The sequence below is a fragment of the Rhizobium sp. K33 genome (genome assembly GCF_056501445.1).
This window is the reverse complement of record NZ_CP096478.1, coordinates 4,458,555-4,471,792: the sequence shown is the minus strand read 5'-3', so window position 1 is coordinate 4,471,792 and position 13,238 is coordinate 4,458,555. Positions and strand designations below refer to the sequence as shown.

The 13,238-nt window shown below is 62.4% G+C and carries 15 protein-coding genes; 8 read left to right on the top strand and 7 right to left on the bottom strand.

Going from position 1 to position 13,238, the window contains the following annotated elements; translation table 11 throughout:
• Positions 1-13: 13 nt before the first annotated feature.
• The 4 genes from rnpA to yihA are packed head-to-tail and all read left to right on the top strand — an operon-like array spanning position 14 to position 3,864.
• Positions 14-403 (top strand): ribonuclease P protein component, encoded by a 390-nt coding sequence (gene rnpA / locus M1E12_RS21580; protein ID WP_136540321.1) that lies wholly within the window; start codon positions 14-16, stop codon positions 401-403.
• Complete coding sequence (gene yidC / locus M1E12_RS21575) at positions 403-2,193, top strand: membrane protein insertase YidC (RefSeq protein WP_479563236.1); 1,791 nt, start codon at positions 403-405, stop codon at positions 2,191-2,193. The genes rnpA and yidC overlap by 1 nt, the downstream gene beginning before the upstream one ends.
• A gap of 56 nt (positions 2,194-2,249) precedes the next feature.
• Positions 2,250-3,155 (top strand): DMT family transporter, encoded by a 906-nt coding sequence (locus M1E12_RS21570; RefSeq protein WP_479563235.1) that lies wholly within the window; start codon positions 2,250-2,252, stop codon positions 3,153-3,155.
• A 49-nt stretch (positions 3,156-3,204) separates the two neighbouring features.
• Positions 3,205-3,864, top strand: a complete 660-nt coding sequence (gene yihA, locus M1E12_RS21565; protein WP_479563234.1) for a ribosome biogenesis GTP-binding protein YihA/YsxC — start codon at positions 3,205-3,207, stop codon at positions 3,862-3,864.
• A 58-nt stretch (positions 3,865-3,922) separates the two neighbouring features.
• Here the strand turns inward: yihA and M1E12_RS21560 are convergent, their stop codons facing one another.
• The 3 genes from M1E12_RS21560 to M1E12_RS21550 all read right to left on the bottom strand — a co-directional run bounded on the left by M1E12_RS21560 (position 3,923) and on the right by M1E12_RS21550 (position 5,908).
• Positions 3,923-4,480, bottom strand: coding sequence for a fasciclin domain-containing protein (locus M1E12_RS21560; protein ID WP_479563233.1), 558 nt, complete (start codon positions 4,478-4,480; stop codon positions 3,923-3,925).
• A gap of 179 nt (positions 4,481-4,659) precedes the next feature.
• Complete coding sequence (locus M1E12_RS21555) at positions 4,660-5,376, bottom strand: anti-sigma factor (RefSeq protein WP_136540311.1); 717 nt, start codon at positions 5,374-5,376, stop codon at positions 4,660-4,662.
• On the bottom strand, positions 5,363-5,908 hold the full coding sequence (locus M1E12_RS21550; protein WP_479563232.1) for a sigma-70 family RNA polymerase sigma factor: 546 nt from the start codon (positions 5,906-5,908) through the stop codon (positions 5,363-5,365). Before M1E12_RS21550 ends, M1E12_RS21555 begins: the two co-directional genes overlap by 14 nt.
• A gap of 158 nt (positions 5,909-6,066) precedes the next feature.
• Here M1E12_RS21550 and argB point away from each other — a divergent pair, with 158 nt between their 5' ends.
• Positions 6,067-6,954 (top strand): acetylglutamate kinase, encoded by an 888-nt coding sequence (gene argB, locus M1E12_RS21545; protein WP_113460111.1) that lies wholly within the window; start codon positions 6,067-6,069, stop codon positions 6,952-6,954.
• Positions 6,955-6,978: 24 nt separating this feature from the next.
• Here the strand turns inward: argB and M1E12_RS21540 are convergent, their stop codons facing one another.
• The 3 genes from M1E12_RS21540 to M1E12_RS21530 all read right to left on the bottom strand — a co-directional run bounded on the left by M1E12_RS21540 (position 6,979) and on the right by M1E12_RS21530 (position 9,782).
• Positions 6,979-8,478, bottom strand: a complete 1,500-nt coding sequence (locus M1E12_RS21540) for an MFS transporter (protein WP_479563231.1) — start codon at positions 8,476-8,478, stop codon at positions 6,979-6,981.
• A gap of 79 nt (positions 8,479-8,557) precedes the next feature.
• Positions 8,558-9,472 (bottom strand): EamA family transporter, encoded by a 915-nt coding sequence (locus M1E12_RS21535; protein WP_479563230.1) that lies wholly within the window; start codon positions 9,470-9,472, stop codon positions 8,558-8,560.
• Positions 9,473-9,575: 103 nt separating this feature from the next.
• On the bottom strand, positions 9,576-9,782 hold the full coding sequence (locus tag M1E12_RS21530; RefSeq protein ID WP_479563229.1) for a hypothetical protein: 207 nt from the start codon (positions 9,780-9,782) through the stop codon (positions 9,576-9,578).
• A gap of 9 nt (positions 9,783-9,791) precedes the next feature.
• Here M1E12_RS21530 and M1E12_RS21525 point away from each other — a divergent pair, with 9 nt between their 5' ends.
• Together M1E12_RS21525 and M1E12_RS21520 are read left to right on the top strand one after the other, a co-directional pair.
• Positions 9,792-10,511, top strand: coding sequence for a pyrimidine 5'-nucleotidase (locus M1E12_RS21525; protein ID WP_113460114.1), 720 nt, complete (start codon positions 9,792-9,794; stop codon positions 10,509-10,511).
• A 109-nt stretch (positions 10,512-10,620) separates the two neighbouring features.
• Positions 10,621-11,316 (top strand): EF-hand domain-containing protein, encoded by a 696-nt coding sequence (locus M1E12_RS21520; protein ID WP_479563228.1) that lies wholly within the window; start codon positions 10,621-10,623, stop codon positions 11,314-11,316.
• 41 nt (positions 11,317-11,357) lie between these two features.
• On the opposite strand, the gene M1E12_RS21515 is transcribed toward M1E12_RS21520, so the two are convergent.
• The gene (locus M1E12_RS21515) at positions 11,358-12,236 is read right to left on the bottom strand and encodes an LOG family protein (RefSeq protein WP_479563227.1); all 879 of its coding nucleotides are present in this window, start codon (positions 12,234-12,236) and stop codon (positions 11,358-11,360) included.
• 138 nt (positions 12,237-12,374) lie between these two features.
• Here M1E12_RS21515 and dapD point away from each other — a divergent pair, with 138 nt between their 5' ends.
• The gene (dapD, locus tag M1E12_RS21510) at positions 12,375-13,235 is read left to right on the top strand and encodes a 2,3,4,5-tetrahydropyridine-2,6-dicarboxylate N-succinyltransferase (RefSeq protein WP_479563226.1); all 861 of its coding nucleotides are present in this window, start codon (positions 12,375-12,377) and stop codon (positions 13,233-13,235) included.
• Positions 13,236-13,238 lie beyond the last annotated feature (3 nt).

The following is a 13,238-nucleotide window of genomic DNA, read 5'->3' as shown; positions in this document are numbered from 1 at the left end:
GATTGACGGGCCCATGACGTCCACGGACTCCAAAAATCCTGTCGGCCGGCTGAAAAGCCGGCCCCAGTTTCTCGCCGTTAGGCACGGCGAAGCGCGCAAAGGTCGCACCTTCCTTCTGGAAGTGCTGGACCGCAAAGATGAAGCGCCGCCCCGCGTGGGCTTTACGGTCACCAAGAAACACGGCAATGCAGTGGAACGCAACCGCATGCGGCGCAGGCTGAAAGAAGCCGTGCGACTGAATGCGGCGTTTGCAATGCAGCCGGGACACGACTATGTCATTGTCGCCCGGCGCGAGGTCCTGGATGTGCCTTTCGATCAGTTGTCCCGTCAGTTGATCCAGCGCATCGAGAACCGCCAGACGAATAACTCCCGGTCGAACAAGACCGCTCCCAGGAAAGAGTGATGCAGAACAACCGCAACTATTTCATCGCGATTGCCTTATCGGTGGTGATCGTCCTCGCCTGGCAGTTCTTCTACATGAACCCGCGCATTGAGGCCCAGCGTCAGGCGCAGGAAGCCCAGATCGCCCAGCAGCAGGCGCAGACCGAGCAGCAGGCGACGACGCCGGCCGCCACCGTCGACGGCAACCTGCCGGCCGGTGGTGCCGCGAACGCGGAAGTCAGCCGTGAAGCTGCGGTTGCCAAGACGGCGCGCGTTGCGATCGAGACCCAGGACCTCGAAGGCTCGATCAACCTGACCGGCGCCCGCCTCGATGACCTGAAGCTCAAGCAGTATCGCGAGACCGTCGATCCGACGAGCCCGATCGTGACGCTCTTCAATCCGGCTGAAACGCGCGACGCCTATTTTGCCGAACTCGGCTTCATCGCCGGTGAAAACGCCGGATCGGTTCCGGGCCCGAACACCGTCTGGACCGCGCCCGAAGGCGCAACGCTGACCGAGACGACGCCTGTTACGCTGACCTATACCAACGAAGCAGGGCTGACGTTCAACCGCACGATCTCGGTCGACGAGCACTACATGTTCACCGTCGAAGACACGATCGTGAACAACGGCACCGCAGCGGCGAGCCTTGCGCCTTACGGCCGCGTGACCCGCTACAACAAGCCGACCACGCCTTCCATCTTCGTTCTGCACGAGGGTTTCCTCGGCGTGTTGGGCACCGAAGGCAGCCTTGTCGAGCATGATTACACCGACGTCGAAGAAGCCGCCATCAGCAACCCGAAGGCGACCGGCGGCTGGCTCGGCATCACCGACAAGTACTGGGCGGCATCGCTGATCCCGCAGCAGACCCTGCCTTACGAGGCACGCTTCTCCTATTTCACCGATGGCCAGTCCCGCTATCAGGCCGACTACAAGAATGACGCCCTGAGCATCCCGGCCGGCCAGAGCACCTCGGTGAAGACGCTCGTCTTCGCTGGCGCAAAGCAGGTTCCGGTCATCGACAGCTACCAGGAAAATCTCGGCATTCCGAAGTTCGACCTGATGATCGACTGGGGCTGGTTCTATTTCATCACCAAGCCGATGTTCCACCTGATGGACTACTTCTTCCATCTGGTCGGCAATTTCGGCGTTGCGATCCTGCTGACCACCATTGTCGTCAAGCTGATCTTCTTCCCGCTTGCCAACAAGCAGTACGCCTCCATGGCCAACATGAAGCGCGTGCAGCCGAAGCTCGAAGAGTTGAAGGCAAAGTATGCCGACGACCGCATGGGCCTGCAGCAGGCGATGATGGCGCTCTACAAGGAAGAGAAGATCAATCCGGTTGCCGGCTGCTGGCCGGTGCTCCTGCAGATCCCGGTCTTCTTCGCCCTCTATAAGGTCATCTACGTCACCATCGAAATGCGCCACGCGCCCTTCTTTGGCTGGATCCAGGACCTCTCGGCTCCGGATCCGACGACCTTCCTCAACCTGTTCGGTCTCCTGCCGTTCGACGCGCCGACCTTCCTGCATCTCGGCATCTGGCCGATCATCATGGGCATCACCATGTGGCTGCAGATGCGCATGAACCCGACGCCGCCGGACCCGACCCAGGCGATGCTGTTCAACTGGATGCCCGTGATCTTCACCTTCATGCTCGGCTCGTTCCCGGCGGGTCTCGTGATCTACTGGGCCTGGAACAACACCTTGTCGATCCTGCAGCAGGCAGTCATCATGAAGCGCCACGGCGTCGAGATCGAGTTGTTCAAGAACATCGGCAACATGTTCCGGCGAAAACCGGCCCAGACCAAGTGACGCGCAAAGCCCCGGCCATGCCGGGGCTTTTTCTATGGTGATCGAGACCTAATCCCATGTCAGACTCCTCCTCCACACAACGTTCCTGGCTCGGCATCGCGCTTGTCGCCGGCTCCGCCGTCGCCTGGAGCTATGGTGGCGCGATCCAGCGCTTCATCGGCGTGGAGGATGGCTGGACGATCGTATTCTGGCGCTGCCTGTTCGCGGGCCTCTTTCTCGTCGCCTTCATGCTGATCCGGGACGGGCTCGGCGGCACGATCCGCCTCTTCCGAGCGCTTGGCTGGCCAGGGGCATTTATCGCTGCAGGTTTCGCATCGGTCTCCACGCTGTTCGTGCTGGCCGTCACCATGACCCCTGTCGCCAATGTCGTGCTCTTCATGGCCTCCATCCCGCTGTTTGCGGCTCTGCTGGCGCGCATCGTGCTCGGCGAGCCGATCACGCCGGTGACCTGGGGGGCGATCGGTGCCGTCATCCTTGGGGTCGGCATCATGGTGTCCTCCTCCATCGGCGAAGGCGGCTCGCCGCTCGGACTGGCACTTGCCGCCGCGATCCCCGCGATCTTCGCCTGCATGACCGTCGTTACCCGCCGCTATCCCGGCATTCGCATGACACCGGCTGCCTGTGGCGGGTCCTTCATTGCCTGCCTGATTGCCGCGACCCAGGCGGGTGCCTTCGCTGTCGGGCTGCAGGACCTGGCGCTGCTCTTCTGCTTCGGTGCGCTTAATCTCGGCCTCGGCATGGCACTCTATGTCACGGGAGCCCGGATGATCCCCTCGGCGCTCGCCGCCCTTCTCGGCACCGGCGAGATGATCCTCGCTCCGATCTGGATGGTGCTGTTGCACAACGAGATCCCGTCGGCCCGCACCGTCATCGGCGGTGTGCTCGTCATGGCAGCCCTCTTCACCTATCTGATCAGCCACGCGCGGCAGTCTCGGCGGCCCGTCCCGACCGCGGCTGCTTGACTTTCCCGGTCAAAACCCGGATCTGTCCGGCTTACGAAAGGCCAGACCCATGACCGATGCACTCGACAAGAACGACCTGCCGCTTTTCGGCCGGCCCTGGATCTTCATCCGCGGCGTGCCGTCGATGAAATTCCTGCCGCCGGAAGGACCGCTTGAAGTGGCCTTTGCCGGTCGCTCGAATGTGGGTAAGTCGTCGCTGATCAATGCGCTGGTCGGCCAGAAGGGGTTGGCGCGGACCTCCAATACGCCCGGCCGCACCCAGGAACTCAACTACTTCGTGCCGGACGGCTATTCGGGCCAGGTCGACGACCTGCCGCCGATGGCACTCGTCGACATGCCGGGATACGGCTATGCGCAGGCACCGAAGGAGCATGTCGATGCGTGGACGAAACTCGTTTTCGATTATCTGCGGGGTCGTGCGACGCTGAAGCGCGTCTATGTGCTGATCGACAGCCGTCACGGTCTGAAGAAGAACGACGATGAAGTCCTGTCGCTGCTCGACAAGGCGGCCGTGTCCTATCAGATCGTTTTGACCAAGACCGACAAGATCAAGGCGCCGGCCGTGCCGAAGCTGATCGCGGAGACGCAGGAAAAGATCAGGAAGCGGCCTGCCGCCTTCCCGGTTGTCCTGTCCACCTCGTCCGAAAAAGGTGACGGCCTCGACCAATTGCGCGGGGCAATCAGCGAGGCCGTCGGTCGGGGCCTTTGACGCTCAGGCTCCGATCAGGTCGGCCCTGTCAGGCGGAGACCGGGCCGAACCGCATGTCTTACATCTTCGGCAGGATCACCGCGTCGACGACGTGAATGACGCCGTTAGACTGCTTGACGTCGGCGGTGGTGACGGTGGAGACGCCGCCGTTCTCGTCGGTCAGCGTCACCTTGCCGTCCATGGCCTTGGCCTTCAGCACGCAACCGCCCACGGTGGTGACGTCGTGTTCGCCGCCATCATCGGCGATCATCTTGACGAGGGCTTCCGACATGACATCGGCTGGCACCACATGGCAGGTCAGCACCTTCGTCAGCTGTTCCTTGTTTTCCGGCTTCAGAAGCGTGTCGACCGTGCCGGCCGGCAGCTTGGCGAAGGCGTCGTTGGTCGGCGCGAAAACGGTGAAGGGGCCGGCACCCGAGAGGGTTTCGACGAGACCTGCGGCCTGAACGGCAGCAACCAGCGTCGTGTGATCCTTCGAGTTGACGGCGTTTTCGACGATGTTCTTGGTTTCGAGCATTTCACCACCGCCGACCATCGGATTGGCGGCATAGGCTGCGGCAGCGCCGGCCAGGATGGCAGCAGAGAATGCAAGCGGGCGAAGAGCGGTCTTGAACATTTTAGGTTTCCTCTGTCCTTTGTGTTCGCGATCCGTGTCCCTCGGTTTCGGGCGGGACATCGGTGGTTCCTCAGCGGAACGCCTTCAAGGACGGAGCGTCTGCGAAACAAGTTTCAGGCGGCGCGAGAAATTCGGCCGCCTGATCATCAATCAATTGATATTGAAGCGTAATTTCTTTGTCAGGGACGCACTTCACCGAGTGCGATGACAGGCCCGGTGGCTTGCCCGGTCGGCGAACCACCGAAGGGTTCGAGGCTGACTGCCAGCACCACGCCGCTCGCCAGACGATCCCTCAGATCCTGTGGCACGTCCAGTTCGCCCTGCCCGGTCTGCGGCAGCACGCCGAGCGAGATCGGCGCCTGGTCGCCCTCCACCAGCCAGAGTTCGAGCGATTTCTGATCGGCTCCGCCACTCGCCACCGGCGTGACGGAAAGGCGGCCCGAAGTCCCGTCGTAACGGGCATGCAAGGCGATCGCCTGGTTCTCACCGGCAAGTTCGGCCGTCAGCGCTGCCTGCGGTTTCGGACGAATGCGTTCGGCATAATCGAACCCGACGACAAGTCCGAGTGCCGCAATCGACGCGAAGCTCAAGCCGCGCCAGAGCACCAGCGAGTTCCACAGGCTTCCCTTGGCTGCTGCCACGGCAGCCGGCGAGATGAAGAGACGATCCTCGATCTTGGAGAACAAATGATCCGGCGGCGGCGCCTCGGCGTAATCGTCGTTGAACTGGGTGAGGTTTTCTTCCCAGCGCTTGACCATGGCGGCAAATTGCCGGTCGTGGCGCAGGCGTGCGTCGACCTTCTGCCGATCGGCTCCGCTCAGGACGCCGAGGACATATTCTCCCGCGAGGACTTCGTCCCGCGACCGGTCTCCCTTGCTCTGGTCAGGCGTGCTCATCCATGCACTCTCTCAGTTTCAGCAGGCTGCGTCGCAGCCATGTGCGCATCGTATTCAGCGGAACCGCGAAATGATCCGCCAGTTCCTGATAGGACAGTCCTTCCACATAGGCCTGACGAACGGCGAGCGCCCTGTCAGGATCCAATGCCTCCAGGCATGTGTCAATGCGGCCGCCTTCCGATCTGAGCACCGCATGCTCTTCCGGATCCGGCGCGAGATCGGCGATGTCGACCGCGGCCTCGATATCCTCCCCCTGCGGTCGGCGGGCTCTCAGCCTGTCGATACAGTGGTAGCGCACGATCGCGCAAAGCCACGGATAGGCGTTGTCGCCCTCGCCCGTGTAGCTGCCGGCCTTGTGCCAGATCTTGACGAACACATCCTGGAGCGCCTCTTCGGCCTCGCCTCTGTCTTTCAGCATACGCAGGCAGATGGCGAAAAGTTTCGCCGAAATGCGACTGTAGAGCAAGGAAAAGGCGGCACGGTCCTTCAGCGCTACCCGCGCCAGCAGATTGCCGATGTCGTCGCGTTCCATGGAGCCCCCTCACGCAGTGGCTAGGATATAGCGCGGCATCTTCGGTGGACAATGCGACGAGAAGAAGAAGCATGTCACGCCGCGCTTATATTGCGGACCGATTATTCCCTCATGGCGACACATGCGCTAAAAGGCCGCGATCCAAAGTGAGGTTTCCCATGTCAGCTTCCGAAAGCGAAACGCAGGCTCGGCTTCTCGCCCAGGCCCTGCCCTTCATGCAACGCTATGAAAACAAGACCATCGTGGTCAAATACGGCGGGCATGCCATGGGCAATCCCGAGCTGGGCAAGGCGTTTGCCGCCGATATCGCGCTTCTGAAGCAGTCCGGCGTCAATCCGATCGTTGTCCATGGCGGCGGCCCGCAGATCGGCGCCATGCTCGCCAAGATGGGCATCGAATCGCGCTTCGAAAACGGCCTTCGCGTCACCGACCAGAAGACGGTCGAGATCGTCGAGATGGTTCTCGCTGGCTCGATCAACAAGGAAATCGTCGCGCTGATCAACCAGACCGGCGAATGGGCGATCGGGCTCTGCGGCAAGGACGGCAACATGGTCTTCGCCGAAAAGGCGCAGAAGAAGGTCCGCGATCCAGACAGCAATATCGAACGCGTGCTCGATCTCGGTTTCGTCGGCGAAGTGGTCGAGGTCGACCGCACGCTGCTCGACCTGCTCGCGCGTTCCGAAATGATCCCGGTCATCGCACCGGTTGCTCCCGGCCGCGACGGCCACACCTACAACATTAATGCCGACACCTTTGCCGGTGCGATCGCCGGCGCGCTCAATGCCTCGCGCCTGCTCTTCCTCACCGACGTGCCCGGCGTTCTCGACAAGAACGGCCAGCTGATCAAGGAGCTCTCGGTTGCCGAAGCGCATGCGCTGATCAAGGACGGCACGATTTCCGGCGGGATGATCCCCAAGGTCGAGACCTGCATCGAGGCGATCCGTGCCGGCGTTCAAGGCGTCGTCATCCTCAATGGCAAGACGGCCCATTCCGTGCTGCTCGAGCTCTTCACCGAGACCGGCGCCGGGACGCTGCTCGTCCCCTGATATGACGACCAAGCCAGCTGCCGGTCACTCGATCGGCAGCGGACGCTCCAGTTTCTCGCTTCCCGGGGTCACGGTGCGCATCGACAGGACAGCGATCAGCACCAACGCATAAGCGACGAAGTTGTAGATGAGGCCGAGGCTCAAGCCTTCGGCATAGACCTGTTTCCCCGACATGCCTGCTGCCGCATTGCGCGCGAGATCGGAGAAGAAGATCTCGCTGACAATGGCGATCCCCAGCGCGCTGCCCACCTGCTGGATCGCTTGGAGCGCGCCAGATCCACCGCCCGCATCCTGTGGCGGCACGCCCGCCAGCACCAGCTGGAACATCGGGGCGATCGCGATGCCCATGCCAAGGCCGCTCAGCAGGAACCACGGCAGGAGCGCCATGCGGTCGATGTTTTCACCGACCGTCTGGATTTCCATCCGCAACAGGCCCATGCCGATGACGACCATCACCACGCCGACGATCACGCGGACACGCGGGGCAATGCTGCCCAGACGGCCGGAGATGAGCGAGGCGACGAAGATGCCGACCGAAAAGGGCACAGTCGTCAAACCCGATTGCAGCGGCGTCAGGCCGTAACCCTGCTGCAAAAACATCGCGAAGATCAGGAAGAAACCCGGCAGCGTCGAGAAGAAGGTCGCGGTCATCAGCGAGCCGATGACATAGTTGCGGTTCTTCATCAGCGCCACGGGCAGAAGTTCGGGTGCCTTCCGGTCGTGCTGTCGGCGCTCCCAGAAGCCGAAGGCGACCCCGTAAGGTAAGGCCATGGCGAGCATGCCGAAGCACCAGGCGGGCCAACCGAAGCCGCGGCCCTCGATCAGCGGAAAGATGACGCAGAAGATCGTCAGCGCGGCGAGCGCAATGCCGCCAAAGTCGTTCTTCAGGCCGGGTTTGGGCGCGAGCGCGGGGATCAACCGCCAGCCAAGCAGGATCGTGATGATGCCGACGGGGATGTTGATCAGGAAGATCGGTCGCCAGCCGAGATCGAAGAGGTTGAGCGCGATCAGCCAGCCGCCGAGGATCGGGCCTGAAACCGAGGCGAGGCCGGCGCTCAATCCGAAGAGCGAGAATGCCGCCGCCCGCTCCTTCGGCGGAAACATCATCTGGGCAATCGCGAGCACCTGCGGCGTCATCACCGCCGCGCCCATGCCCTGCAGGAGCCGCGCGACCACGAGCCAGCCGATATCGGGCGCCAGACCACACAGCAGCGAGGCAAGGCTGAAGGCCGCAACGCCCGCAATGAAAACCTGCTTCTTGCCGCGGACATCGCCCAACCGGCCAAAGGGTAGGAGCCCAAGCGCAAAAACCAGCACGTAGCCAGCAACCACCCATTCGATCTGGCTCGAGGTCGCACCCAGCTCGGACTGCAGGCTCGGCAGCGCGACATTGACGATGGTGACGTCGAGCAGGTTCATGAAGTTGGCAAGCATCATCACCATCAGCGCCGTCCAGCGCTTCGGGTAAGGGTGCGTAGCGTCGACGCTGGTCGGTGGTATCGCGGGTCTCTTGGCGTCCATCATGTCTCTCCCGCCCTCGGCGCGCTGCTTCGTCCGGTGTATCGCGCAGCGGGATGGGTCGCAACGGGGGGTATCGCCACCCTCACACGAGAAACAGCAGCAGCACGCCCAAGACGATCAACATACATCCGGCGATCTCCAGCCGGTTGATCTTCTCCTTGAAGACGAGCACAGCAGAAGCGAAGGTGAAGAGCATCTCGACCTGGGCCAGTGCCTTGACCACGGCGGCCTGCTGCAGGGTCATCGCCGTGAACCAGCCGAAGGAGGCGGTGGCGCCGACGAAGCCGACAAGGGCGCTGACCTTCCAGGCGGCGCGCACGCGGGTCAGTTCGGCACGATCGCGCCAGATCATCCAGAGCAGCATCGAGACGGTCTGGACCGTGATGACCACGCAGAGCGTATAGCCAGCCTGCACCACGGCATCGGGTGCGGGAAGGCTCGGGGCGAGCGACAGCGACGCGGTGCGATAGGCGATCGCGGATATGCCGAAGAAGAAGCCCGAGGTCAGGCCGATCAGCGCCGTGCGGCTGGCGACCGACGTCACAAGGCTCAAAGGCGTCAATGCCGTGCGTGCGACCGAGATCAGCATCACACCGAGGATCGACACCAGGATGGCAGCGACCGTCCCGAGCCCGATCGTTTCGCCGAAGAGAACCAGCGCCAGCAGTGCTGCCTGGGCTGGCTCGGTGCGCGAATAGGCGGTGCCGACGGCGAAGTTGCGGAAGGAGAAAAGGTGCACGAGCAGAAAGGTCGCGGCGATCTGGGCAAAGGCGCCGATCAGCGCCCAGATCGCGAAGGTCAGACCCGGGACGGGCAGCGACCGGTTCAGGCCGAGATGCAGAATGGCGAGGTACAGAAAGGCGAAAGGCAGGCCGAAGCCGAAGCGCACGAAGGTCGCCCCTGTCGTGCCCATGCGGCCTTTGAGGTGTTTCTGCAGCGCTGAGCGCAGGTTCTGCAGGAAGGCGCTGCCAATGGTGATGATGGCCCAGAGTTCCATGGGATGATGTCCAGAAGAGCCGCAGCGCGTCTCGGCAGCTTGCGGCGAAGATGGGAAGGCAGGGCGGATAGGCCTCAGACGCTTGACACGCGGGCCGGGTGGCTCAGACCTGACGGTGACGAATGGTGCCCGAACTCACCGGATGGAATCGCGACGGCAGGCGCTTGCGATCCTGCAGGACCACCAGCCGTTTCATCGCCGAAATCGCCATCTTCTTTCCCATCTTTTCCAGATAGCACTTCCCGAAGCGGCGACCAATGCTAATTAGAGGCAACGCGCCCGGCATCGCCAGGCAGTCTGCAATCCCCAAGAGGACCTGATGAACAGCCCAGCCAAGATCCCCTCGCCCGCCGATTTCGCTCATGTGCGCGACTGGGTCTTCGACCTCGACAACACGCTCTACCCGCATCACATCAACCTCTTCGCACAGATCGACACGAACATGACCGGTTTCGTCGCCGAGCTGCTGCAGATGGAGCCGGCGGAAGCGAAGCTCTTGCAGAAGCGCTACTATCACGAACACGGAACCACCCTGGCCGGGCTGATGCTGCATCACAAGGTCGATCCGAACGCCTTTCTTGAACGTGCCCATGCCATCGACTATTCGGCGCTGATCCCGGACGAGGCCCTGGGCTCGGCAATCAAGCGGCTGCCGGGGCGCAAGTTCATCTTCACCAACGGCACGGTGGCGCATGCGGAAGCGGCCGCGCGGGCACTCGGCATCCTCGACCATTTCGACGACATCTTCGACATTGTCGCTGCCGACTACGTGCCGAAGCCGGCCGGCGCGACCTATGACAAGTTCGCGAGCCTCAACCGCATCGACACCAAGAACGCCGCGATGTTCGAGGATCTGCCGCGCAATCTGATGGTGCCGAAGTCCCTGGGCATGAAGACCGTGCTGCTCGTGCCGCGCAATCTCGACACGGCGATCCTCGAAACCTGGGAGCGGGTGGAGCATATCGATGCCGATGTCGTCGATTATCTCACCGACGATCTCACGACCTTCCTGCAAAGGCTGCTCGCCGACGAGGCGTGAGCGGAAGCTTACGAAAGTTTCATGCAGCTTACAGAGAGTTAAGTAGGTTCAGGGTCTTCCCGCCGCTACGGTCATCCCATCGAAACGAAGCACTCGAAAGGATACCCGAATGAACGGCAAGACCCTGACGCTGGCCGCCGTGGCAGCCTCCCTCCTCGTCGGTACCACCGCCGGTGGCGCGTTCGCGCAGAACCGCGGCGAGCGCCGTGGCCCCGGCCGTGGTGGTCCGGAAGTGATGTTCGTGCAGATGCTGCAGCAGCATGACACGAACAAGGACGGCAAGATCAGCAAGGAAGAAGCAACAGCGGCGAGCACGGCCATGTTCGCGGCCGTCGACGCCGACAAGGATGGTGTCCTGACACCTGGCGAGATGCGCCAGCATCGCGAAGCGATGCGTGAAGAGCGGAAGGCTCAACGCGAAGCCATGCGCGCCGAACGTCAGGCCGACCGCGACACCGCCGAGGCCGATGCTCCCCCGCCGCCGCCCGGCGAAGCCCCCAAGGAACAGGCGATGAACGATGACGGCCCGCGCGGCGAAGGCATGCATGGCAAGCGTCACGAGGGCAAGCGCCATGAAGGCAAGCGACACGGCTGGCACAATGAACGTGCCGAAAACCGTGGTGGGCCTGATGGCATGCGCGGCCCCGGTCGCATGATGCGTGTGGCCGATACCGACGAAAACGGCCAGATCAGCCAGGCAGAAGCGACCGCCATGGCCGACAAGATCTTCACCCGCATGGACCGCAACAAGGACGGCTTCATCACCGCCGACGACATGCCGAAGCGGCCGGTTATGTTCCGCTAATCAGCGGATCAGCGTCCACAATCGAAAATGCGAGCGGCCCCTTACGGGGCCGTTTCGTCGCTCAGGTCGTAGAAGTCGGCAATGATCTTCCAGGCTTCGTCGGCCGTTTCGGCGAACTGGAAGAGATCGAGATCCTCGGGCGCAATCGTACCGAAGGCGGCAAGCGCCTCGAAATTGATGATGTCCTCCCAGAAAGCCCGGGAGAAGAGAATTAGCGGGATCGGCGCCATGCGCTTGGTCTGAATGAGCGTTATCGTCTCGAAGAACTCGTCCAGCGTCCCGAAACCGCCCGGGAAGATGGTGATCGCCTTGGCGCGCATCAGGAAATGCATCTTGCGAATGGCGAAATAGTGGAAGTTGAAGCTGAGCTCGGGCGTCACATAGGGGTTCGGCGCCTGTTCATGCGGAAGCACGATATTGAGACCAATCGAGGGGGCACCGACCTCTTCCGCCCCGCGGTTGCCCGCTTCCATCACGCCCGGACCGCCGCCGGTGACCACGACATATTCGTGATAGTCCATCTTCTTCGCCTGGGCCGAGCAAAGCTGGGCGAATTTGCGCGCTTCCTCGTAGTAGACCGAGGCATTCTCCAGGTTCTTCTTCTGAATGTCGTTCTTCGCGGCCCAGGCGGCCTGACCGGGAGCGGGAATGCGGGCGCCGCCGAACATGACGACCGTCGATTTGATGTTGCGCTCGGTGAGGATCATCTCCGTCTTGAGCAGTTCAAGCTGCAGGCGGACCGGCCGCAGCTCCTCGCGGCAGAGGAACTCATCATCGACATAGGCAAGCGTATAGGAGGAGGATGCCGATTGCGGGGTGCGCGGAATGACTTGTGCCGTCTGCTTGTCGGTGGAGCTATCCTTCAGCGGATCCCAGGATCCATCCTTGCGCCTGTGCTTGCCGTTTTTCCACCGTGCCATGCCTTTTCCTTTCACAAACGCAGTGCTGCTGCGCCTGTTTTCATCCCGTCCTGAATGCGCTAGAGCTTTGCGCGAATTTTCGATCAGATCCTGATCGGTTCCAATCCCACGGTAGACAACGAAGTTTAAGGAATTCAGATGAGCGCCACCGATCTCGCCCAGCTCGAACACGTCATCGAAGCGGCATTCGAAAACCGCGATACCGTCACGACGGCGACCAAGGGCGAGATCCGTGATGCGGTCGAAACGGCACTCAACCTGCTCGACAGCGGCAAGGCTCGTGTCGCCGCCCGCGGCGAAGAAGGTACCTGGGTCGTGCATCAGTGGCTGAAGAAGGCCGTGCTCTTGTCCTTCCGCCTGAACGACATGGAAGTCGTCAAGGGCGGCCCCGGCGCCTCGACCTGGTGGGACAAGGTGCCGTCGAAGTTTGAAGGCTGGGGCGAGAGCGAATTTCGCTCGGCCGGCTTCCGCGCCGTGCCGAACGCTGTCGTTCGCCGCTCGGCTTACGTTTCCAAGGGCGTAGTCCTGATGCCGTCCTTCGTCAATCTTGGCGCCTATGTCGGTGAAAACACCATGGTCGACACCTGGGCCACCGTCGGCTCCTGCGCCCAGATCGGTGCCAATGTCCACCTCTCCGGCGGCGTCGGCATCGGCGGCGTTCTGGAGCCGCTGCAGGCTGGCCCGACCATCATCGAAGACAACTGCTTCATCGGCGCCCGTTCGGAAGTCGTCGAAGGATGCATCATCCGCGAAGGCTCCGTGCTCGGCATGGGCGTCTATATCGGCAAGTCGACCAAGATCGTCGACCGCGCCACCGGCGAAGTCATGTATGGCGAAGTCCCGCCCTACTCCGTCGTCGTTGCCGGCTCGATGCCGTCGGGCAATGCCGTCATGGCGAACGGCTTGGCTGCACCGCATCTCTACTGCGCCGTCATCGTGAAGCGCGTCGATGAGAAGACCCGCTCGAAGACCGGCATCAACGAACTTCTGCGCGACTAAAAC